Origin of the sequence: Neomoorella sulfitireducens, assembly GCF_024733845.1 — a bacterium.
Classification (GTDB): Bacteria; Bacillota; DSM-521; order Neomoorellales; family Neomoorellaceae; genus Neomoorella; species Neomoorella sulfitireducens.
Genome location: NZ_JANRHG010000007.1, coordinates 72,995 through 96,879 on the forward strand (window position 1 = coordinate 72,995; position 23,885 = coordinate 96,879).

The 23,885-nt window shown below is 57.7% G+C and carries 15 protein-coding genes; all 15 read left to right on the forward strand.

Annotated features, from left to right (window positions below):
• Nucleotides 1-36: 36 nt before the first annotated feature.
• Nucleotides 37-981: a phosphate ABC transporter permease subunit PstC gene (pstC, locus tag NWF31_RS08725; RefSeq protein WP_258360122.1), complete on the forward strand. Its 945-nt coding sequence runs from the start codon at nucleotides 37-39 to the stop codon at nucleotides 979-981.
• On the forward strand, nucleotides 978-1,826 hold the full coding sequence (pstA, locus tag NWF31_RS08730) for a phosphate ABC transporter permease PstA (protein WP_258360123.1): 849 nt from the start codon (nucleotides 978-980) through the stop codon (nucleotides 1,824-1,826). The genes pstC and pstA overlap by 4 nt, the downstream gene beginning before the upstream one ends.
• Nucleotides 1,827-1,829: 3 nt before the next feature.
• Nucleotides 1,830-2,588, forward strand: a complete 759-nt coding sequence (pstB, locus tag NWF31_RS08735; protein WP_277998918.1) for a phosphate ABC transporter ATP-binding protein PstB — start codon at nucleotides 1,830-1,832, stop codon at nucleotides 2,586-2,588.
• Nucleotides 2,589-2,781: 193 nt separating this feature from the next.
• Nucleotides 2,782-3,918 (forward strand): metallophosphoesterase family protein, encoded by a 1,137-nt coding sequence (locus NWF31_RS08740; RefSeq protein WP_258360124.1) that lies wholly within the window; start codon nucleotides 2,782-2,784, stop codon nucleotides 3,916-3,918.
• Nucleotides 3,906-7,493, forward strand: coding sequence for an AAA family ATPase (locus NWF31_RS08745; RefSeq protein WP_258360125.1), 3,588 nt, complete (start codon nucleotides 3,906-3,908; stop codon nucleotides 7,491-7,493). Before NWF31_RS08740 ends, NWF31_RS08745 begins: the two co-directional genes overlap by 13 nt.
• 51 nt (nucleotides 7,494-7,544) lie before the next feature.
• Nucleotides 7,545-11,030, forward strand: a complete 3,486-nt coding sequence (addB, locus tag NWF31_RS08750) for a helicase-exonuclease AddAB subunit AddB (protein ID WP_258360126.1) — start codon at nucleotides 7,545-7,547, stop codon at nucleotides 11,028-11,030.
• Nucleotides 11,023-14,904 carry a helicase-exonuclease AddAB subunit AddA gene (gene addA, locus NWF31_RS08755; RefSeq protein WP_258360127.1) on the forward strand — a complete coding sequence of 1,294 codons (3,882 nt, stop codon included), beginning with the start codon at nucleotides 11,023-11,025 and terminating at the stop codon, nucleotides 14,902-14,904. Before addB ends, addA begins: the two co-directional genes overlap by 8 nt.
• Before the next feature lie 257 nt (nucleotides 14,905-15,161).
• Nucleotides 15,162-16,448 (forward strand): uracil-xanthine permease family protein, encoded by a 1,287-nt coding sequence (locus NWF31_RS08760; RefSeq protein ID WP_258360128.1) that lies wholly within the window; start codon nucleotides 15,162-15,164, stop codon nucleotides 16,446-16,448.
• A gap of 19 nt (nucleotides 16,449-16,467) precedes the next feature.
• Nucleotides 16,468-17,178: an HAD family hydrolase gene (locus NWF31_RS08765; protein WP_258360129.1), complete on the forward strand. Its 711-nt coding sequence runs from the start codon at nucleotides 16,468-16,470 to the stop codon at nucleotides 17,176-17,178.
• Nucleotides 17,179-17,425: 247 nt separating this feature from the next.
• Nucleotides 17,426-18,175 carry a helix-turn-helix transcriptional regulator gene (locus NWF31_RS08770; protein WP_258360130.1) on the forward strand — a complete coding sequence of 250 codons (750 nt, stop codon included), beginning with the start codon at nucleotides 17,426-17,428 and terminating at the stop codon, nucleotides 18,173-18,175.
• A gap of 280 nt (nucleotides 18,176-18,455) precedes the next feature.
• Nucleotides 18,456-19,355, forward strand: a complete 900-nt coding sequence (locus NWF31_RS08775; RefSeq protein WP_258360131.1) for a 3-methyl-2-oxobutanoate hydroxymethyltransferase — start codon at nucleotides 18,456-18,458, stop codon at nucleotides 19,353-19,355.
• Between the two features lie 123 nt (nucleotides 19,356-19,478).
• Nucleotides 19,479-19,805 (forward strand): DUF4277 domain-containing protein, encoded by a 327-nt coding sequence (locus tag NWF31_RS08780; RefSeq protein WP_258360132.1) that lies wholly within the window; start codon nucleotides 19,479-19,481, stop codon nucleotides 19,803-19,805.
• A gap of 465 nt (nucleotides 19,806-20,270) precedes the next feature.
• Complete coding sequence (locus NWF31_RS08785) at nucleotides 20,271-21,164, forward strand: SDR family NAD(P)-dependent oxidoreductase (RefSeq protein WP_258360133.1); 894 nt, start codon at nucleotides 20,271-20,273, stop codon at nucleotides 21,162-21,164.
• A gap of 187 nt (nucleotides 21,165-21,351) precedes the next feature.
• Complete coding sequence (locus tag NWF31_RS08790; protein ID WP_258360134.1) at nucleotides 21,352-22,335, forward strand: SDR family NAD(P)-dependent oxidoreductase; 984 nt, start codon at nucleotides 21,352-21,354, stop codon at nucleotides 22,333-22,335.
• Nucleotides 22,336-22,426: 91 nt separating this feature from the next.
• Nucleotides 22,427-23,860, forward strand: a complete 1,434-nt coding sequence (locus NWF31_RS08795) for an MFS transporter (protein WP_258360135.1) — start codon at nucleotides 22,427-22,429, stop codon at nucleotides 23,858-23,860.
• The last annotated feature ends 25 nt before the right edge of the window (nucleotides 23,861-23,885 follow it).

The following is a 23,885-nucleotide window of genomic DNA, read 5'->3' on the forward strand; positions in this document are numbered from 1 at the left end:
ATATTTTATATCTAGAGCTGGCGGAGGATTATATAAATGCAAAAGCCGAGCCACCAAAGCAGGCAGTGGGGCGACGCTGTCTTTCGCGGTCTTACATTGCTGGCAGCCCTGGTAATGGTGGGCTTGATACTGGTTATTGCCCTTCAATTAATTAAAGGATCCCAGCCGGCCTTTGCCCGTTTTGGCCTTGGATTTATTACCGGTTCCAGGTGGGACCCCGTCCACGGCGACTTTGGTTCTCTCCCCCTGGTTTATGGTACGGTTGTTTCCTCCCTTATCGCCCTGATCATTGCCGTCCCCCTGAGCCTGGGCATTGCCATCTATCTTGCCGAACTGGCACCGCAACGGGTGCGGGCCCCCCTCTCTTTCCTCGTCGAACTGCTGGCCGCCATCCCCAGCGTTGTCTATGGCTTATGGGGCATATTTGTCCTGGTACCCTGGATACGCACGTCTTTGGAGCCGTTTTTGCACCGGTTTTTGGGTTGGCTGCCCTTTTTTCAAGGTACTTTTTATGGCTTCGGTATGCTGGCGGCCGGGATTATCCTGGCTATTATGATTACACCCACCATTTCTGCAGTTTCCCGGGAAGTATTGCTGGCCGTTCCCGTCTCCCAGCGGGAGGCCATGCTGGCTTTAGGCGCTACCCGGTGGGAAACGATCAAGATGGCCGTCCTTCCCTACGGGCGGTCGGGGATCCTGGGGGCCGTTATTCTCGGGCTGGGACGTGCCATCGGCGAGACCATGGCCGTGACCATGGTCATCGGTAACCGGCCTCAGGTTTCACCGTCGGTATTTGAGCTGGCCCAGACAATTGCCAGTATTATAGCCAATGAGTTCAGCGAGGCTTTTGACGACCTGCACCTGTCGGCCCTGGTGATGGCAGGCCTGGTCCTGTTTATTGTCACCCTCCTTTTGAATATTATAGCCCGTCTCCTGGTGTGGCGCGTGGCCAGGGCCCCGGAAGGAATGAGCAGGGAATGACAGGAGAACGTAACCAGCGCCGCAAGTTTATGAACAACCTGATGTTTGTCCTGGCCCTGGGCGCTACGATAATGGCCCTTATCCCCCTGGGCAGCATTCTCCTCTATGTGGCCAGCAAGGGCCTTATAGCCCTCAACTGGGACTTCTTTACCCAGCTTCCCAAACCTGTTGGCGAACCCGGCGGCGGCCTGGCCAATGCCATTGCCGGCACCCTGATTTTAGTGGGGCTGGCCTCGCTAATGGGAATTCCCCTGGGGATTTTGACGGGTATCTATCTCTCGGAGTTCAGCCGGGGACGGCTGGCCTGGCTGGTCAGGTTTATCTGTGACGTCATGACCGGTATCCCCTCAATCATTGTTGGTATCGTCGTCTATGGCACCCTTGTCCTGGCCATGAAGCGTTTTTCCGCCATTGCCGGCGGGGTTGCCCTGGCCATTATTATGCTGCCGCTGGTTACCCGGACCACAGAAGAGATGCTGAAACTCGTACCCCACAGCCTGCGTGAGGCTTCCCTGGCCCTGGGGGCCTCCCGCTGGCGTACCACTTACAGTATCGTCCTGCGTAGCGCCATGGGAGGAATCATTACCGGTTCTCTCCTCGCGGTGGCCAGGATTGCCGGGGAAACAGCCCCCCTCCTGTTTACGGCTTTAAACAGCCGCTACTGGCATACCGGCCTGGACCAGCGTATTGCCTCCCTGCCGGTGTACATCTACACCTATGCCACCACGCCCTACGATGAGCTGCACCGGCTGGCCTGGGGGGCGGCCCTGGTGCTGGTGGCTATGGTCATGGTTGCCAGCCTTGCGGCGCGGCTGGCCGGCCGCAAGGCCGGAGGAGGGAGATAAAGCATGGACACCAGATTAATGGCCGAGGATTTCAGCGCCTGGTACGGCCAGAACCAGGTAGTAAAAAACGTTACCCTGCCAGTATTTGCCAACCAAATTACGGCCATTATCGGCCCTTCGGGTTGCGGCAAATCTACTTTTATCCGCTGCCTGAACCGCATGCACGAGGTAATTCCCGGGACCCGTACCAGGGGCAGGGTGCTCCTGGACGGCGAAAATATCTATGCCAATAGAGTCGATCCGGTAGAAATACGCCGCCGCGTGGGCATGGTCTTTCAAAAGCCCAATCCCTTCCCTACCATGTCAATTTTTGATAACGTCGCGGCGGGGCTCCGGTTACATGGCCTGCCCCCCGGGACGACTGCTGAGGAAGTAGTGAAAAGATGCCTGAAAATGGTGGGGTTGTGGAATGAAGTCAAGGACCGCCTCCGGGATTCAGGCGTCAGCCTGTCCGGGGGCCAGCAGCAGCGCCTGTGCATTGCCAGGGCCCTGGCCGTTGAGCCGGAAATATTGCTCATGGACGAGCCCTGCTCGGCCCTCGATCCGGTATCTACCATGAAAATAGAGGAGTTGATTAAAGAGCTGAAAGAAAGATATACCATTGTTATCGTGACCCATAGTATGCACCAGGCCGCCCGGGTGGCCGACTATACCGCTTTTTTTCTCAACGGCCAGTTGATAGAGTTCGGCCCGACATCCGCTATTTTTACCAATCCCCGGGACCAGCGGACCGAGGATTATATAACCGGTCGCTTTGGTTAAGAAACCCGCCACCTTTCAACGCGCAAAAGCTGCGCATCATCTTATCCGGGGATCTGGCCACAATTTATGTTAGCCGCCTGCCGGCGGCTTTTTTGCTCTCCGGTATTTGGCAGGAATTCCAAGCCGGGCGGCGAAAAGGGATATAGCGAAAAATGATGCGCGCAGGCTGCGTGTTTACATGGAGGTGGCGCCGTTGTTCCGTGTCCTGCACCTGGCGGACCTGCACCTGGGCTACCGGCCCGACCTTCCGGCACCCCTCGGGGAAGAAGTCGGCCGGGAGCGCAACGGGGTTTTAAAGGCGGCCGTTGACCTGGCCTTGGACCCCGGCCGGGGGATCGGCATGGTCCTCATTGCCGGGGATCTCTTTGACAACCACCGGCCGGAGGCTTCCCTGGTAGAGACAACCATCCGCGAGTTGAACCGTCTGGAAGCCGCCGGGATCCGGGTGGTGACGGTGCCGGGAAATCATGACGAAATTACATACCACGATTCCGTCTACCGCCTTGAAGCCGGGCGCTGGCCGGGCATCCTGGTTACCGACCCCATGCCGGCGAAAATAACAACCTTAAATATTAACGGCGATGCCTGTCACCTGGTGGCCATGGCCTATACAGGCGGCGTCAGCCGGGTAGACGGCCCGTTGAAGGCCTTCCCTCCCCCTGAAGGAAGGGGGATTAACCTGGCTGTTTTTCACGGTTCTCTGGACTGGGACGGGGGAGAAAGGAGCCTGCCGCTGGACGGGGAAGCCCTGGCCGCCGCAGGCTACGATTATATAGCCCTGGGCCACATCCACCGGGGGGGGCAAAAGCAGCTGGGCAGGGGCCTGGCCTGTTATGGGGGCATGGTAGCGGGGAGGAGTTTTGCCGACCCCGGTACCGGCCTCTGGACTATAGCCACCCTGGGAGACGGGCCGGCCCGGGTGGAACAGGTACCGGCGCCGGTAAGGCCCTGGCGGGTAGTGGAGCTGGACGTTACGGCTTTTCACGCAGGGGAGGAACTGGAGGCGGCCGCCAGGGAGATGCTTCCCCCTGCCGCCCTGGTGCAGGTGCGCCTGACGGGTACCATCGCCTTTGACCTGGACCCGGAGGGCCTGCGGGCGCGCCTGGCTTCCCGTTGCTTCTACCTGGAACTGGTGAATGATACGGAAGGGTGGGCGCCGGAAATCCTGGAAAACCTGGCCGCCGAACCGACCATCAGGGGCCTTTTTGTCCGCCGCCTGCAGGAAAAGCTGGCCGGTGCGACGGGACCCGGGGAAGTGGAAGTAGCGCGCCGGGCCCTTTTACGCGGGGTCCTGGCCCTGAAGGGAGGCGGCGGCCCATGCCGGCTGTAACCTGGCGGCGTCTGAGCCTGGCCGGTTTTGGCTGTTACCGGGATCAGGTCACGGTTGTTTTCCAGGAAGGCCTAAACGTCCTGGTGGCCCCCAATGAAAGGGGCAAATCGACCCTCATTGCCGGCCTGGAGGCCGTCCTTTTCGGGCTGCCCGGCACCGTTAACCCGGAGGCCTTTGGCAGCGCCCGTTTTGCCAACCGGGAGGAGCCGGACCGGTTTGAAGGCGAAGTAGAATTCCTGGTAGACGGGCGGCTGTATGCCATCAAGCGCCAGTTTAACACCAACCGGGTGACCGTCAGGGAGAAGGGCGATCACGGCTGGGAAGAAATCTGGCGGGGTAATCATAATCCCGTTGCCCATAAAAAAATACCTGCTTATGTCGAACACCTTACCGCCTTCCTGGGCATGACCTCCCGGGAGCTTTTTGAAGCCACCTTTTGCCTGGGCCAGCCCCTGCCGGAAGGCAGGGCTTTAAACAGCGAGGTGCAAAAACTGCTTTCCGGCAGCGGTGGCCACTACCAGGAAGCACTGCAAATACTGGCCAGCGACTTGAGGGCCCTGACCCGTTACTGCGGCGACCTGGGCGTGGGCAACAACGGGCGCAAGGACGCCCGGCTGGAGGAATTGCAGGCGGAAATCGCCGCCTTACGGGCCCGTCAGGAAGCAGCCGGCAGCACCATCGAGGAGCTGGCTGCCGTGCGTTCCCGTCTCCAGGAGCTGGCGGTAGAGATCAAGGACGCCCGGGCGCAGTTTAAAAAACAGCAGGACCTGCTGGCTGCCTGGGAAAGGTGGCGGGCCTTCCAGTCGCGGTATAAAAGCGCCCGGCGCGAGCAGCAGCAGGCCGCGGCAGTCCAGGAGAGGGCCCGGGAACTGGAACAGAAGATCCGCGGCCACCAGGAACTGGCAGCCCGGCTGTATCCCGAATGGGCTGCGGCCCCGGCAGGCAGCGCCGGCCGGCTCGACCGCCTGGCGGAGCTGGAAGGGGAAATTGCCCGCTTGCAGGACGAGGCAGCGAACTGGGAAGGGCAGCTCCGGGATTTAAAGGCCGAACAGGAAGCCTTAACGGCCAGGCTCCGGGGCGAGCTGGCCCCGGTTGCCCATCACCCGGACGTCCTGCGGGACCTGGAGGACCTGCAGGGCCTCCTCAAAGAGCGGGAGCAGCTGGCCGGGCAGGTTCAGGAACTGGCGGAGCGGGAGGAAGAAATAGCCGCCGAACTGGACGACTTACCTGATTTTAGTCGCCTGGGGAGCAGCCCGGCTGCCGTCCTGGAGGGCTTACAGGTAGCAGCAAGCCGGCTCCTGGAAGACTGGGGCCGTTTTCAAGAGCAGCAAGAACGCTGCAGGGAGCTGGAAGGGGAGCTGGCCGGGGAATTAAGCTGCTTTGCCGGGCTGCCGCCGGAAAAAGAAGCCCTGGTGGCCGCTTATGAAGCCACCAGGAACGCCCTGGAAAAGGAAGAAAGGGAAGCTGGGGAAGCCTGCCGGCGCCTGGAGGAACAAAAGGCGGCCTACCGGCAACGCGAGGAAGAATACCGGCGTGATTTCGGCGATCTGGATTCTCTGGGAGAGGAAGCAATCCACGCCGCTACAGATAAACCCGGAATTATCGCCGCGCTCCAGGTCCGGGAAGGGGCCAGGCAGGCGGCCCTGGCAGAGGGGCGCCGCCGCAAGCAGGTTTTAACCCTGGTCCTGGCCGGCGCCGGCCTGCTGGCAGGCCTGGCAGCAGGATTGGCCACCGGCAACTGGCTCCCGGCAGTGGCCGTTGCCCTGGTCCTCACCGCTTTAGGCTGGGTTGCCGGGAATTACCTGGGCCGGCAGGCCGGGGAAACGCCGGGCCTGGCCGGAGAGATAGCGATCTTACGGGAACAGCTGGCAAGGCTGGATGCCGTCTTAGGCCCCTGGGCGGGAGCCGGGGTCGCAGAGCTGGGCGAGCTGCGCCGGCGCCTGCTGGAACGGGAACGGGCGCAGGCAGAGCTGGCTGTCCTGGCCGCTTCTTTACCCGGGCCGGGTGCCGAGGAGGCGGCGCGGCAGGCCCTGGAGGCAGCCATAAAGGCACGCCGCGATTTCCAGGAAGCTACCGCCGCCATCAGCGCCCGCTTTGACGATGTGACGGCAGCCTACCGCCGTTACCTGGCTGCCAGGGAAGAGAGGGAGCGCCTGGCAGCCGCGATGGAGGCCTTTACCGTAAAGACCGTAGGTGCACCGCCGGCGGCGGCTTTGACCGTACCCCTGGATAGGCTGGGCGCCCCCTGGCCGGGACTTGCCGCCCTGGCGCGCCTGGACGGGCGGGCCCCGGTCACCGTGGGCGAGCTTTTGACATGGTTAAATGAACTCGACCGGGAGGCCTGGGAAGACTTCCTGGCCCGGGCACGGCAATGGGAGGAATTGCAGGACCGGTACCGGCAGGTTAAAGAAAAACAGGGGCAGCTACTGGAGCCGGACCAGGACGGGCTACCACCCCTGGAGCGCCTGGCGGAAAAGATCGCCTGGCTGGAAAAACATATAGCTCCCTTTACGGCGGCAACGGTAGCGGAAGAAATAGCGCCCCTGCTGGCAGAAGCAACGAAGATAAAGGAAACCCTGGCAGGGCTGGAGGGCCGGCAGCAAGCGGCCGCCGGCAGGGTGACGGATTTACGGGTTAAAATCCGGGAACTGGAAGGCGTTGCCGCCAGCCTGCGGGACAACCTGGCCCTCCTCCTGGCAACGGTCAATGGGGATGCCGTTAAAGCCCTGGAACGCCGCCGGGGTTATGAACAGCTGGCCCGTGAATGGCAGGGCTGGCAGGAACAGCTGGCCGGGCTCCTGGGCGAGGGAAGCCTGGAAGACCTGGCGGCAGCTTGCCTGGATGCCGCCAACCGTACCGTGGCTATCCTGCAGGAATGGCAGGCCCTGGTACGGGAGCACCCGGGTTTGCCCGAACCCGGCGAGGAAACAAAAGGGGAGGAACTGGAAGAACGCTACCATGCCCTTCGGGAAGGGGTAACGGCCATGGAAGGCCGGCTACAGGAGTTAGAGGAAGAAGAGCGCCGGCTCCTGCGCCGCCAGTCCCAGCTGGAAGGCGGCCAGATCGCCAACATGGCCCTTGTCGCCGAAACCCTGGCGGCCAGGGAAAAGGAACTGGCGCGCCTGGAACTGGAAGCCAGAGCCCTGGCCCTGGCCTACCGGGAACTGGAAGCTGCCGCCCGCGACTACAGCCGGGAATACCGCCGGGAATTGGCCCGGGCTACCAGCCGTTATTTTCACCTCTTTACCGGCCGGCAGGAGCGCCGGGTGGAGATTACCGAAGATTTCCGGGTCGAAGTCAGGGAAGGAGGCGCAGCCGTGGCCCTGGCCCAGCTCAGCCGCGGCACCCAGGACCAGCTTTACCTCGCTTTGCGCCTGGCTATTGGCGACCTCCTGAGCGCTGCTTTAACCCTGCCCTTTATTTTTGACGACTGCTTTGTCAACTGTGACGTCGAACGCCGCGAGCGCATCCGGGAGAGCCTGGCGGCCCTGGCCCGTGAGCGCCAGCTGCTTCTTTTATCCCACGATCCGGACTTTGCTCCCTGGGGCACCCCGGTGCAATATGAGCAGTTGTAAGCGGGAAACGTAATGTGAACAATGGCCTGGAGATAAAATGGCAGGCAGGTGGTGACCTTGGCTTTACGTTTCGTCCTCGGCCGGGCCGGGTCGGGCAAGACGCGCTTCTGCCTGGAAGAAATAAAGGCCGCCCTGGCCGGCGGGCCGGCAGGACCGGCCCTCATTATCCTGACCCCGGAGCAGGCCACCCTGCAGATGGAGCTGGATTTACACAGGGCCGTTCCCTCTCCGGGCTTCAGCCGGGCCCAGGTTTTAAGCTTTCGCCGCCTGGGCTGGCGGGTCTTCCAGGAAGCCGGCGGCGCCGCCCGTCCCCACCTGGGCGAGATGGGCAAGCGCATGGCCCTGCGGGCCATCGTCAATGCCCGCCGGGGGGATTTGACCCTTTTTGCCTCCCTGGCCGGCAGCCCCGGCTTTATTGAACAGCTCGCCCAAACAGTAGCCGAATTAAAACTCTACCGGGTCGAGCCCGGCGCCCTCCGGCGGGTAGCCGCCCGTTACCGGGAGACCGGCCGGGGTGATACCATTCTGGGGCGCAAGCTGCACGACCTGGCCCTCATTTACGGTGACCTGGAGACCCACCTGGCCGGGCGCTACCTGGACCCCGACGATTACCTGGCTTTACTCGCCCGGCGGCTGCCGGAAGCGGGCTTCGTTAAAAACGCCCTGGTGTGGGTCGACGGGTTCAATGGCTTTACTCCCCAGGAAGAGGCCGTCCTCCGGGCTTTGATGGTTACCGCCGGCCGGGTGACCATTACCCTCTGCCTGGACCCGGCCCTGAGACGCCGGCAGCTGGGTGAAACGGAGCTCTTCCATCCCACCAGCGATACATACCACCGCCTGCAGCGCCTGGCCCGGGAAGCCGGGGTTAATATCGAGGCCGACGTCCTGCTTGCCGGTACGCCCTCCCGTTTCCGGGAGGCACCACCCCTGGCCCACCTGGAAGCCCATTTCGGCCGCTGGCCCCTGAAACCTTTTCGCGGTGCGCCGGGCGGCATCCGCCTGGTGGCGGCGGCCAACCCCCGCCTGGAAGTCGAAGCGGCGGCCAGGGAAATCCTGCGCCTGGCCCGGGAGGAGAACCTGCGCTTCCGGGAAATGGCCGTGCTGGTGCGCGACCTGGAGCCGTATCACGACCTCATTGTCAACACCTTTCGCGACTTTAACATCCCCTTTTTCATCGACCGCCGCCGGCCGGTGGGCCACCACCCCCTCCTGGAGCTGGTGCGGGCAGCCCTGGAGACCGTCCTGGAAAACTGGGCCTACGATCCCGTCTTCCGTTATCTCAAGAGTGACCTGGTTCCCGCCTCCCGTCAGGAGGTCGACCTGCTGGAAAACTATGTCCTGGCCCACGGCATCCGCGGCCGCCTGTGGCTGGAAGAGGGCCCCTGGCGGTTTAAAGGGAGCCGCGACCTGGAATCTCCCGCGGCGGGAAAAGAGGAGGCCACGGCAGCAGCCGCCAGCGTTGCCCGGGATCGTGCCACCGGGCATTTACGGCGCTTTGACCGGGCCGTCCGGGGCCGGGATCTAACGGTGGGCGAGATCACGGCCGCCCTCTTTAACCTCCTCCACGAGCTCAGGGTGCCCGAGCAGCTGGAAGCCTGGCGCCGGGAGGCGATGGCCGCCGGCGACCTCGACGCGGCCCAGGAACATGAACAGGTCTGGGACGGCTTCATGGACCTGCTGGATGAACTGGTCGCGGTCCTGGGGGACACTCCCATAGGGCTGGATGAGTATGCTCCCGTCCTGGAGGCGGGCATGGAAAGCCTGAGACTCAGGCTCATACCACCGGCCCTGGACCAGGTGGTGGTCGGTACCCTGGACCGATCCCGCCAGCCGGAACTCCGGGCGGCCCTGGTCCTGGGGGTAGGGGAAGGGATGCTGCCGGCGCGGCTGCCGGAAGACGCCACCTTCAGCGACCGGGAAAGGGAGGAACTGCAGGCAGCCGGGGTAGAGCTGGCCCCGTCCGGTACTTTAAGGCTTTTTCATGAAGAGTTCCTGGCCTACCTGGCCTTCACCCGGTCGCGGCAGTACCTCTGGTTGAGCTATCCCATGGCCGACGCCGCCGGCCGGGCCCTGGCCCCATCGCCCCTGATCCGCAGGCTGCGTCAGCTGCTGCCGCTGTTAGAAGAAGAAAGCGCCGGACCGGATTTGCCGGGCGACGGGGCCGGCCTGGAATACATCACGACGCCGCGCCAGGCGGCCGGTCATCTGGCCCGTATTTTAAGCCGGAAACGGCCCCTGCCCCTCCTCTGGCAGGAGGTTTACCGCTGGTTAGAGCGGGACCGGGAAAAGGAGAAATGGCTTGCCCTCCTGGGCGGTAGCAAATACTGCAACCAGGTGGATCCCCTGGAACCCCGGCTTGTTGACCGGCTTTACCCCGCCCCCCTGCGGATGAGCATCTCACGCCTGGAGACCTATGCCGCCTGCCCCTTCCGCTACTTCCTTGCCTACGGCCTTAAACTGCAGGAAAGGCAGGTCTACCGGGTGGACCCGGCCGGAATGGGCCGGTTTTACCATGCGGCTCTAAAGCTCTTTGTGGAAAGGTTAAGGGACAGCGGCCGCGAATGGGGGACGTTGAAGGATGAGGAAGCGGCGGCCATCCTCAATGAGGTAATCGAGGAACTGGCCCCGGAACTGCAGCACGAGATTTTAAGCAGCAGCGCCCGCTACAGCTATCTCCGCCGGAAGCTGGAGCAGACCCTGCAGCGGGTCCTGGAGGTTTTAAACGAACACGCCAGGCGGGGACAATTCCGCCCCCTGGCGGTGGAAGCCTGTTTCGGCCCCGGGGGAGACCTGCCGCCCCTGGTGCTGGAAGCTGTACCCGGCAGGCAGGTCATCCTCGAAGGCAGGGTGGACCGCATCGACGTTGCCCGCTACCGGGAGCGGCTTTACCTGCGGGTCATCGACTACAAGAGCAGCCAGACCGGCCTGGAGCTGGACCGGGTCTATCACGGCCTCTCCCTGCAGCTGCCCCTTTACCTGCAGGCGGCCCTGGCGGCGGCGCCGGGACTCCTCGGCACGGTTGCCGAACCGGCCGGTATCCTCTATTTTGCCGTCAGGAACCCTGTCTTAAGGCAGCCCCTTCCGGTCCGGGAGGCCGGCGAGGTAGTAAAACTGAGGCGCCAGGCCCTGAAGATGCGCGGCCTGCTCCTGGCGGAGCCGGAGATTATCAGGCTCATGGATAAAGATGTTGACCGGACTCCCGACCTCCTGCCCGTGCGGCTGAACAAGGACGGGAGCCTGCGGCAGGGGGCACCGGCGGCCACCCGGGAGCAGATAGCCCTGCTCCTGGACCTGGCCCTGGCCCGGGCCGCCGGCCTGGCCGGGGACATCCTCTCCGGCCGGATAGAGATCAGCCCCTATCGCCGGCAACAGGGCACGGGCTGTGATTTCTGTCCCTACCGGACGGTGTGCGGCTTTGACATCCAGATACCCGGAGGCGCCTATCGCCGCCTGGAGCGCCTGAAAAATGAAGATTTCTGGGAGATAGCCTGTGATTTCCTGGCGGTCAACGGAGGGGAGGAGAACGGCAATGGGTGAAAACCGGGAACGGTCCTGGACCGGGGAACAGCTGGCCGCCATCCGGGCGCCACAGGCCAACCTCCTGGTGGCCGCCGCTGCCGGGGCCGGCAAGACGGCCGTGCTGGTGGAACGGATTATCCGGCGCCTTACGGACCCGGCGGCTCCCGCCAGCCTGGAAAACATGCTGGTGGTCACCTTTACCGAGGCTGCCGCCGCCGAAATGCGCCAGCGGATAGGGGCCGCCCTGGAAGCGGCCGCCGCCCGGCAGCCGGAGAATGAGCATTTAAGGCGCCAGCTCCTGCTCTTGAACCGCGCCCATATCAGCACCATCCACTCTTTCTGCCTCTGGGTGGTGCGCACTTATTTTTACCGCCTGGACCTGGACCCTGGCTTTAAAGTCATGGACCCGGCCGAAGCCGACCTCCTGCAGCTGGAGGTTATGGACCAGGTGCTGGAAGAATCCTTTGCCGCCGAACCCGGGGGAGGGCCCATTACCGACCTGGCCGATAGTTTAGGCGGCCGCGATGACGCCGGCCTGGTGGACCTGGTGCTGAAGGTCTGGCATTTTACCCGCAGCCTCCCCCGGCCGGAAGCCTGGCTGGCCGGGGCGGCGGCAGTCTACCGCGTGTCCGGAGATACCCCCCTGGAGGAGCTGCCCTGGTACCGGGAAGTTAAAGGGGTAATTGGCCTGCGCCTCCAGGAAGGGGCCTATTACCTGCGCCAGGCGGCGAGGCTGGCGGCCGTTCCCGGCGGCCCGGCCGTCTACCTGGACGACCTGGAAAGGGAAGAAACGCAAGTAAGGCAGCTCCTGGAGGGGCTGGACTCCTTTACCTGGGAGCAGCTGTGCCTGGGACTGGCGTCCGTCACCTTCGCCAGGCTGAAGGCCGTCCGGGGCGGGAGCTGTGATGCGGGGCTGAAAGAGAAGGTCGTCGAGTACCGGGACCGGGCCAAAAAGCTGCTGCAAGGGCTCCGGGATGAATTCTGCCGCGATGCAGCCGCCGTCAGGGCAGAGCTGGAGCGGGCCGGAGAACTGGTTAACGCCCTGGTGGAGGTGGTACGCCGTTTTGATGCAACCTTTACCAAACTGAAACGCCGCCGCGGCCTGGTGGACTTCGGCGACCTGGAGCACCTGTGCCTGCAGGTTCTCCAGGAAACAAACGACGCCCCCGACGAGCTGCAGCCTTCGGATGTAGCCCTGGAACTGCGCCGGCGCTTTGACGAGGTGCTGGTAGACGAATACCAGGATATCAACAGCGTCCAGGATGCCATCCTGACCATGGTTTCCCGTCAGGCCACGGCCTGTTCCGGGCCAGCAGGGATTTGCGGGGATACGCCGGACCTGCCTGCCCGGCCCAACCTTTTCATGGTCGGTGACGTCAAACAGAGCATCTACCGCTTCCGCCTGGCCAACCCGGAGCTGTTCCTGGCCAAATACCTCCGGTACCCGGAGGGGGAAGGCAATTTAGACCGCCGCATCATCCTCAAAGCCAACTTCCGCAGCCGCCAGGGGATAGTGGACGGCGTCAACTTCGTCTTCCGCCAGCTCTTTTCTCGCCTGGTGGGGGAACTGGAGTACGACGCCGCCGCGGCCCTGGTGGGCCGGGCCGGCTACCCTGAACACCCGGCGGCGGCAACGCCGGTTATAGAAGTATATATTCAGGAGCGTCAATGGGAAGGCGATGCCGGTCCAGGCCTCGAAGAGGAGGCGGCCGGAACCGGGGAAGGGGTCCTGGCACCGGCAGGCGGGGCGGCCGGGGAAATAGACCTGGAAGAATTAACGGCCCTGGAACGGGAAGCAAGGCTTGTAGCCGGGCGCATCCGGCAGCTGGTTCACGGGACCCCGGAACGGCCCGGCCCGGAGTTCCAGGTATGGGACCCGGAAAGTAAGGCCTACCGGGATTTAAAATACCGGGACATAGTTATCCTCCTGCGGGCCACCAGGGACCGGGCGCCGGTATTCCTGGAAGCCCTGCAGCAGCAGGGCATTCCTGCCTATGCCGACCTGGGCAGCGGTTACTTTGGCGCCACGGAGGTTGAAACTGTACTATCCCTCCTGCGGGTAATCGACAACCCTCACCAGGACATACCCCTGGCCGCCGTGCTGCGCTCGCCCCTGGTAGGGCTGGCGGCGGCGGACCTGGCCCGAATCCGCCTGGCGGCCCGGGGGGAGGATTTTTTTACCGCCGTGAAGGTGTTGGCTGCAAAAGGGGAGGGCGACAGCAGCGGCCCTTTAGCCAGGGAACAGGAGCTGGCCAGCCGCCTGCGTGAGTTTTTAGCCCGCCTGGAGCGGTGGCGGACCATGGCCCGCCGCCGGCCCCTTGCAGACGTTATCTGGCAGCTGTACCGGGAAACGGGATACCTGGAGTTTGCCGGCGGCCTGCCGGGAGGTGCCCAGCGCCAGGCCAATTTACGCGCCCTCCTGGACCGGGCGCGCCAGTTCGAGGGTTTTGCCCGGCACGGCCTCTTCCGCTTCTTGCGTTTTATCGAAAGGCTGCAGGAGAATGAAGGCGACCTGGGCCCGGCCCGTCCCCTGGGAGAAAATGAAGACGTCGTCCGGGTCATGAGCATCCATAAGGCCAAAGGCCTGGAGTTCCCGGTGGTAATTGTTGCCGATTTAGGCAAAGGCTTTAATTTCCAGGAACTCAGGGGCGACGTCCTCCTTCACGGCCGGCTGGGCCTCACGCCCCTGTACTTTGACGCCGCTGCCGGTATCAAGTATCCTACCCTGCCCTACCTGGCGGCGGCCCACCGGCTGTACCTGGAAGCCTTGAGCGAAGAAGTCCGCATCCTCTACGTCGCCATGACCAGGGCACGGGAGAAGCTTATCCTGGTGGGCTCGGCCGGGAATTTGCCCCGGCAGGCAGAAAAATGGTGTGCCGGCCTGTTTGTTGATGCAGAACAGCTTCCCCCCATGCTTACGGCCCGGGCGCGATGCCCCCTGGACTGGCTGGCATCCGCCCTGGCCCGTCATGACCACGGCGCGCCCCTGCGGCAGCTGGCAGGGCTGGAAGAAGGGCTCCTGCTGGATGATCCGTCCTGCTGGCAGGTAAAAATGATCACTGCTGCCGCCTCGCCGGCAATTACGGTGGCGTTACCCGGGGAAGCGGGCGCGGTTCCGGAAAGCAGCGGCGATGGCTTGGCCGCCACGGAAGGGCAGGAGGAGGAAAACCCGGAACGCTCCCGGCTGCGGCAGGAAGTAGACCGGCGCCTGTCCTGGGCATATCCCTGGCGCCCCCTGGCTGCCCTGCCGGTCAAGCTGGCCGTCACCGAGTTGAAGCGGCGCTTTGACGTCTTTAATGAGGGCGATACTCCCCTGCGGCCCGGCGGCAGCGGCTTTACCCGCAGGCCCCTGTTCCTCCAGGCCAGCCGGGGCTTGACATCCGCCGAGCGCGGCACCATTACCCACCTGGTCCTGCAGCACGTCGATCTGGGCAAGCCGGTGACGGGGGAAAACCTGGCCGGGTTGCTCCAGGAAATGGTAGCCCGGGAGGTCCTGACGCCGGAACAGGCGGCCGCCGTCGATACCGGCGCCATCATTGCCTTTTTTACCGGTGACCTGGGCCGGCGTCTTCTCGCCCATCCGGAAAAGGTAAAGCGGGAACTGCCCTTTTCCCTGGCTGTGCCCGCTGCCGAACTTTACCCCGCCTTGCCGCCGGAAGTATCCGCCGGCGAAACCATCCTGGTCCAGGGCATCATCGACTGCCTGGTAGACGAAGAAGACGGCTTCCTGCTCCTGGACTTCAAGACAGGCCGCGTACCTCCCGACCCCCTGGCCGCCTACCGGGAACAGGTTGAATTGTACGCCCGCGCAATGGCAATTATCTTTAAGCGTGATGTCAAAGAGGCTTATGTCTATTATCTTGATGGAGGTACAGGATTTAAAGTAATATAGATTTATATCAGCCTGTCCGATTGATCTTCGCCCTTAGATAAAATATCAAGGGCGTACGCTAGAGTATAAAATAACTGGGATGCTTTCGGATAAGCGCGGCCGCAAGTTTAAAGCCCGAAGGGCAAGTTAAGGCCGCGCCCGAATCCGGCCGAGTTCGAACAAGTATTAGGCGAAAAGTGGCGCCTGAAGGGAACCTGCTTCACCATTAGCAGCAGGCGAATATTAATAGAAGTCTATTCTCGGAGGAGCGGCTGAAATTGAAGGAGCAAGGAATTGTCACCCTGGACGCCCTGCAGTGGATTGTCTATCATATCGGCGTCATCATCTCGGCCCCGGTAGTGGTGGGGAGCGCTTTAGGAATGGATGCCGCGGAAATCGGCAAGCTGAGCCAGCTTACCTTTTTCCTGACCGGCGTTGCCAGCCTTTTGCAAATTTGGCTCGGCCACGGCGGGCTGCTTATCGAAGGCCCGGCGGCCCCCTGGTGGGCAGCCATTGTAATCCTGGCGGGAATAGCCAGGGAAATGGGGAGGCCCCTGACCGTCGTCCGTACCGATATGGAAGGGGCCCTGGTAGTTGCCGGCCTGGCCCTGGCCGTCCTGGGAACCATTGGTCTTATTAAATGGGCGCGCACCTTCTTTACCTGCCGCGTCACCGGGATACTTTTAATGCTCCTGGGTTTGCAGATAGGCGGCGTGGGGATTAAAGGCCTGGCAGCAGGCGGGCTGAAACTTTTTGTAATTGGCATCCTTGTGCTCTTGATGGTGATCTACCTGAACATGAACGGCAGGGGGTTGATAAAAAACAGCGCCTTTATCCTGAGTGTGGTTTGCGGGTGGCTGCTGAGTTTCCTGGCCGGAGAAGTAAACTGGCCGGGCATTGATGCGTGGTTTTCCCTGCCGTCGTTATTGTCCTGGGGCCCGCCCACTTTTGAAACGGGAAGCATAGTGTCATTCCTTCTCCTCGGTCTACTCCTTGTCCCCAACGTCGTGGGCAGCATCGCCGCCCTGGAAGCGGCCACCGGTGAACGCCTGCCCATAAAAAAATACGACCGCGGCCTGGCGGCGAGCGGTATATCTAATATTCTCGCCGGCATCTTTGGGGGTATCGGCACTATACCGTTTGCCATTTCTGCCGGATTGGTGTCCTTTACGGGGAATAAATCGCCAAAACCCTTTGTCCTTGCCTGCGCTATTTTTATAGCTATGGGGCTGTTTCCACCCCTGGGAGCCCTGGCGGGCAGCGTCCCCCAGCCTGTGGCGGCCGCCGTGCTCCTGGTATCCGGTTGTTCCCTGGCGATGATAGGTTTGCGGGATGTAATGCGGGAAGAAATTGCTCTGCGGGAAAATTTTATCGTCGGCCTGGGCTTCCTGTCTGGCATCGGCGTCATGCTCCTACCCCACTCCCAGTGGGAGCAGGTCCCGGGATGGGCGGCGGCCATTTTGAGCAACGGTGTCATAGTAGGGGCTCTTACCAGCATCCTTATGGAACACGTAATATTGAGGAGAAAACCGGCGTCGCACCCTGCTGGGGGCGCGGGAAAATGAACGCGAGGAGGGCTTTAACGTGAACACCGCATATAGACGAAAAATTCGCGCCGTGACTTTTGATGCCTACGGGACACTTTTTAATATCGAGGGTCTCCACTCCAGGGCGACGGAACTCATACTGCAGCATAACTCCTTTGTCGCCGACGTCCCTTCTTTCCACAGCCTGTGGGACGAGCACACCGATGAATTGATTAAAGGAGAAAAATTCGATAAGTTATGGAACGTCTTTGATCGTGCTTTGGACTTGACCTTCAAAGACTTCGGTTTCCAGGGTAAAAGGCGGCAGGGGGATTTGGAAACCTGGCTGCGGTTAATCGAAAACTGCTCCATATACCCTGATGCGCCTCTGGTGGTCGAAACTGCAGCCCGGCACTTCAAAACGGCCCTTATCTCCAACACCGACAACTATGAGCTGTCTATCGCCCTTTCCAGATCCGGGTTAAAATTTGACGCCGTGGTTACTTCCGAAAATGCCCGGGCGTATAAACCTTCGCCGGAGATTTTTCGACAGGCGGCCGATATTTTAGAATGCAGGCCGGAAGAAATTTTGCACGTAGGGGATTCCTACAATGCCGACGTGGTAGGTGCAAAGAATTTTGGCGCGGCGGCTGTGTGGCTGAACCGCAAAAAAGCCCGGCTCCCTAACTCCGGGGTAAGGCCCGACTTTCAAGTAGAAAATTTAACAGAAATACTGGAGGTCATAAGATATTTTCTGGAAGCAGAATAAAAAATACAAAATTTGAAAAAGAATATGACAAGAAATAGCCCCGGTTCATTTCCATCTGTGACAAGGTAATTCTCTCTCTACTCATACTGACATTTTTTACAGATGGATTTTACCCTGATAATATCACAGATGGATCACACATATACTGAAATTATCTTGATTATTTCACAATACATTGATATAATATTCACGTAATTTATTATTATTCTCGACGAAAGTTTCAGGCATAACTTTGGAGGGTGTCTAGATGAAAGCAAATTTAGATATCCCTTGGGAAAAAATATATAACTTTGTTCTTACTTGCGGATACGCACATGAACTGAATCATTTTTGTATTAAAATTCTGACTAAAATTGAAGAGCTTTGCCCCTTTGATCAAGCGCTTATCTATTTTTTAGATGGAAACGGAAAGGTATGCAATCAGTATCTAATGAACATTGATGAACAATGGAGTGCCATGTACCTTGGATACTATTCAAAGATCGAAGGTGGTCGTTATGGGCTTGCAAGAGTTGTGCTAGAGACATCTATCAAGCCTATTGTAAAAATTAGGGAATGGGAACGTGAGCCTCCAAGCAAGTTTATTTATGATTATATTCGTCCCCGTGGCCTTAAGTACTCTCTTGGTTTTGCCTTATTTGACATAAACGGGATACCCAGAACTGTTTTCGCTTTGGACAGGACCAAAGATAAGAAATTTACAAACGTCGAAGTTACGGCGGTGTATCTGGCAGTTTTGCAATTGAACAATCTGCATAAGAATTTATTTTACCGACAGCCATATAAAAATGGTACTGAAAAAATTAATTGGGAAACCATAGATCTAACTCCAAGGGAGAGAGAAATTGTCGATTTGCTGTGTCAGGGTGTTTCGCCGGCGAACATCAGCAAATTACTACATATTTCGCGGCATACAACATATAGCCATATTGCGCACATCTATGAAAAGATGAATGTTTCTAGCCGACAGGAACTGCTTGTTCGATTGCTGGGATAAATGTTTTGATATAAAACAGGGATATATCGTGTTGAAAAAAGCACGGTATACTCCCGTTTTTTTATGGGGGCCAAAAATATGAAAATAACTGCGCCCTTACCCTGAGGAGCCCCGGTGGCTTTTATTACTGCATAAAAGCAAAAAATAAAATACACATTTTCGCCGGGGCATACCTAAAATTAAGTAGATTAAATACCCAATTTTAGTTATACAAAGAGAATTTTTCTTCTGATATAGTAAACTTGCTGGAAAAATCAATAATAAAAAGGAGGAACAAACCATGGCAGAAGAAAAAACCGGGAACGTCATTATTGAGGACAGCGATAAGCAAGCAGTAAAATCATCTCTGATGAAAAAGGGCAGAAAAACCATTGCCTATCTTCAGCAGAAGAAAGATAATGGCGAGAAGATCGTTCAGTACTGCCCGGCCAGCCTTGACCCCTATTGGACCATGGCAGCCGAGATGGCTGGTGTGGATGTGGTCAGGTACACCTCTCCCGGCGAAACTATCCAGCAGCGTATCGAAAATTTGCCATGGTGGACGAGAGAGCTGCGCCGGGTGGCTCCTTACATCCACCTGAACTGCTATATGCAGACTCCAATGTATGCAAACAAGTATAAGGCTCTGGAATATGCCTCCATCCTGATGGCAGAAGGCGCCGACAGCGTGATGCCAATGGGCATCAATCTGGAAACCTTGAAGTACCTGGCTGACAACCACGTTGTCGTGTTCGGCCATGTGGGCACTCTCTCAGGATGGCAGACCAGCCGGCATGGCGGCTACAAGCGCTGCGGCCAGACCGCAGAGGCCGCCATGGAGATCTACCGTCAGGCTTACGAGTATCAGGAAAACGGCATGATGGCCATGACCATCGAGCTGACGCCCCGGGAGGTCACCGACGCCATCGCCAAGAAGCTGCGTATTCCTGTCATCGCTGTTGCCGCCGGCGGTGCGGCGGACGGTTCTGAGCTGGTACACTTTGATATGTTCGGGATGATGCCCAAGGACCGCATGGGCAGCCATGCCAAAGTATACGCCAATTACTTTGAGTTTGCTGCCGGGGCGATCGGCGCGTTCGCCGCAGATGTGAAATCCGGCGGATATCCCCAACCGGAGCACGGCTACGGCATGAAGGAAGAAGAGCTCGAGAAGTTCCTGGACATGCTGGAGAAGGCGTAATCATCGCGCAACCGCCTGTGGACAGTGCGGAGAGACACGCGTAACAGGGAACCGAGACGGAAAGGAGAACCACAAGAATATCGTGGACAGGATCGTGCCAATGGAACGTGATGTCGAGGGAGGGTGACCCATGTCCAGGTAATCGAGCAACTGGTTCTAAACCGTCTAAACGATTCCTGCCCGCTTCTATACATTAAAGAATGGGCTGAGGCAAGAGGCATTCTGAAGCTATACGGGATACCGCCTGATAAGCTGAACGACGACAGGGTGGGAAGGGCGTTGGATGCAATTGCTCCCTACGAAAACAATATCGAAGAAGCCATCGTGCTCGGCGTTCTTTCCCGCTTCGGCAAAATCGATACAGACCAGATACTTTGGGACCTCACCTCTTTCTACTTTGAAGGGGACTACATTGAGGAGCGAACTGATCAGGCTCGGCTACAGTCGTGACCAGAAGAAGGACAAGAAGCAGGCGGTGGTGGAGCTGAACGTGACGGCCAAGGGGGCATTCCCCTATACCACCGCCTCCTCCCCGGCAACGCTTCCGACCAGGAAGAGGCCTTAAAGAACCTGGAGACGCTGAAAAAGCGGCTCAAAAAAAGACTTTTTTAATCATCGGCGACCGGGCGATGATGACTAAGTTTAATATGGCCGCACTGCTCAGAAAAAAGATGAAGTTCCTGGGGCCGCTTGCCTGCAAGGACAGGGAATTCATCTTCAGCTTCCCCGAGGAACAGTTCCAGCCCCTGGCGTCTGCCAGCAGGAAAGGCTCGCTAAATCAGCCAAGCAGGCTCTTTTTATGTTCCGCATGCTGGCCATCATTACCCTGACCGTCAATGGCCAGGTGGTGCAGCAGAGCGGAAAATCGGTAATCAAATAATTATATTAAGTTAAATTAAAGGAGGAGGTAGTGCTATGGAAAACCTATATACGTTTGACGGTATGTATCAAAGATTATTAGGTATCGATATCAATGGAGTCGAATTAGCCCCTGGCATGAAAATTCGAGGCGGGAAGAATGCGAAGCCTATGAAGGATATTTTGGAATTAAACGGTAAGGTTGCAATTGTGACCGGCGGGGCCATGGGAATGGGTTTTTGTGTTGTTAACCGGTTGTGCGAAGCAGGTGCAAACGTTGTTATAGCAGATATTGCCATTGAATATGCGAATGCAGCAGTTGAATTTTTTAAATCCAAGAATTACAACGTAAAGTTCATCAGAACTGATGTCCGTTATATCCCGCAAATCCAGGCTGCAGTAGACTTTACAGTAAAAGAATTCGGCGGGGTGGATATCCTGGTGAATAATGCCGCCATCTTTAGTCAAGTCAAGTTTTTAGATCTAACGGAAGAAACATATGATGATACGGTTGATACGGATTTAAAAGGCACGTTATTTTTCACCCAGGCAGTTGTCAAGCAAATGGTTAGGCAGGGACGAGGAGGCAAAATTGTAAATGTCGCATCTGTGGCAGGATTTTCCGCGGAACCAACATATGGATGCATGATACATTACGTAGCTGCTAAATCCGGCGTTGTAGGAATCACGCAGTCACTGGCAAAGGAATTGAAACCTCTTGGCATTAATATCAATTGTGTAGCGCCGGGCGGCATGTTGACTGTGGGTGGAATGAGTATAAAACGTCCGCCGGAGATTATTGAATTGTCTAAAACCCATCCTTCGGCTCCGACGACAGATCCGGATGATGTAGCTCGGGTTGTCTTTATGCTGTGCACGGAAATCAGCAACTATATGCACGGGGCAACAGTAGTTGTCGATGGAGGGGCGAGATGGGGAATACAAAAATGATTCTCCTGCAAAAAGTGGTTTTCGTAACTGTTTTCCTCGTAATAAGCTCCACCGGGAGGGATTTATAGACCAATTTTATAGGACGCGTTTCCACTTTTAAGCCCCAAAAGCAGGTAAATTACCCACCAGGATAACTACTGAAAGGTTTTTGCAGTACAATCATTTATTGAAAAGGAGGATAAAGCAAATGGCAAAAAAACTTAAAGGTAAAGTCGCAATCGTAACGGGTTCAGGCCAAGGCATCGGCAGAGGCATTGCTGTTTATTTGGCATGTGAAGGTGCCAAGGTCATTACCAACAACAGAAAGCCAGGTTCTGGCTCCTTGGATAAAAAAAAAGAGAACATACCTGAGGACGTGTGGAAAAAAATGCTTGAACAAGTCGGTGACGCAGGGAGCACTGCCGAGCTGATTAAGGCAGAAGGTGGCGAAGCGGCTCCTTTTTATGGCGACGTTTCCGATTGGGCAACCGCTGAAAATATGGTCAATTTTGCGATCGACACCTTTGGCAGAATCGACATCATCGTAAACAACGCTAGCGGCATGGGCACGGGTTCCGTTGTCTCCACCGACGAAGCATTATGGGAATTACTTACTAAAGCGAAACTAAAGGGCTCTTTCAACCTGATGCACTTCGCCGTACCGCATATGATTGAGCAAGGCTTCGGCCGTATCCTCAACACAAGTTCTGAAGCTTGGACTGGTATGCCCGGCAACATCGCTTACTGCGCCGCCAATGCCGGAATTGTCGGTATGACTTGGGCCGCTGCCAGGGAGCTGTATCGCTTTGGTATCACCGTCAACGCCTTTTGCCCCCAGGGCGCCTCTCCCGCACACACTGTTGAGTTCGCCAAAATGGTTCGCGACGCGAAAGAAACTGGAGGCAAAGAGTTCGACCCTAAAATCTTAAAGATGGTTGAGGAAAATCACGGCGACCCTGTCGGCATCGGTCCCGCTATCGCGTACCTGTGCACTGAGGAAGCTTCTTACATCACCGGTCGCGTATTCGCCATTTATGCCTCAGGTATTATCAAACATTATTCAGATCCCGCATACGCTTCCGAGATCTCTAAAAAAGGAGCTCTCTGGACTCTCGATGAACTTAATGTTGCTTTCCGCGAAAAGCTGCTTGGCAATAACTATGTTTCTCCTGCCAGCGTCAGCTCGTGGTGATCTATCACATCATCAACAAAAATAGGTTATGAGATTACTATCTAGGGCGTAGTTCTATTATCAAAAAAATTAAGAGGAGGGGTGAATGTTTATGAATCCATTCCAAGCAAACCCACCTGGGAAAAAAATAATGTCAGTTATTGCTGTGTACCTAGCAATAGTTACTTCAATCTTAGTATCTTCAGGTGCCTCCACTTTGCTCCCGGTAGCGGCAAAAGAAATCGGCGGCATTGAATTTTATTCTTTGGCCATGACACTCAGCGGTGTGGTTAGTATCATATTGATGGCACTATATGGTTATTTTGCCGCTGCAAACCCTGCCGGCAGGCGCATTCTTTTCACAGTGTCCCTCCTTGTAGCTGCCGCATGTATATTCCTGCGCGGTATAGCCCCGAATATGTGGGTCATAGTCCTTCCTTCTACTTTACTGGCTATGTACAGCCCGTCCATCTATATCCTTGGTTATTCATTGATCCGGGATATGTACGATCAGAAGCAGGCCGGAATCTATCTGGGAATAGTAGGAACTATGCAGAGCCTGGGCATGCTCATTGGCCCGACTCTGACCGGGATGATTATTCAAATTGCAGGTTGGCGTGTTGTTAACTTTATTATTTCCCCGCTTTTTGCGCTTTCAGGTTTGCTTATGTTTTTTGGCTGCAAGGTTTCGAAAGAAGAAGCCAAGTCCATGGCCCGTTCTATTGGCAAGTTTGATTATCCCGGAGCATTTTCGGTGGCTGTGTTCCTAGGTGCTTTAGTTCTAGCCTTATCCCTCGGTAAAATTGCGCCCTTTGGCAGCATACAGAACAATGCCCTGCTTGCCCTTTCGTTCATTGCTTTATTAGTTTTAATCTTTGTCGTTAAGGAAAAGAGAGCCGATGCCTTTATTCCTTCAACCGTACTCACAGACAGGAATACAGTTTGTCTGGCGGCGGCGAATTTTTTTGGCAACCTCTCAACAATGGCTCTTTTTTTCTTCCTGCCCCTCTATATTTTGTACGTCATGAAACAAAGCCCTTTGTCAGCCGGAGCTGCAATATCTTTCTATTCCATTGCCGGGTTGTTTATGGGGCCGATCCTGGGACGGATGATTGCCGTGGCAGGGAATGGCCGAACTGTCTTAGTTTGGTTTAGTGGTGTCCTTAGAGTCATTGTAACTGTTGCGATTATCTTTTTGCTCAAACCAACTACTCCGCTTATTACTGTTTATATTCTTACATTCCTGGCCGGTTTCTACAGCACCGCAGGTGGTGTAGCTCCGGCGGTCGCACCCCAGATCCAGATCCGACCGGAGATCCGCCAGCAAGGCAACTCTGTTGTTCAGCTTGCACAAAACCTTGGTTCGGCAATTGGTATTTCCATATATACAGCGGTAATCACAGCATTTGGCCCGATGAACGGAATGCCTATAGGTTTATGGATTGCAGCCGGTGCTGCAGTGGCAGTTATTATCTTTGCACTGCCTCTCAAAAAGTTGGAGAGCGTACCGCAAGCACAATCTAACCAGGCTGCACAGCAAGCTTAAGAATTAACTATTAACGAAGGAGAGT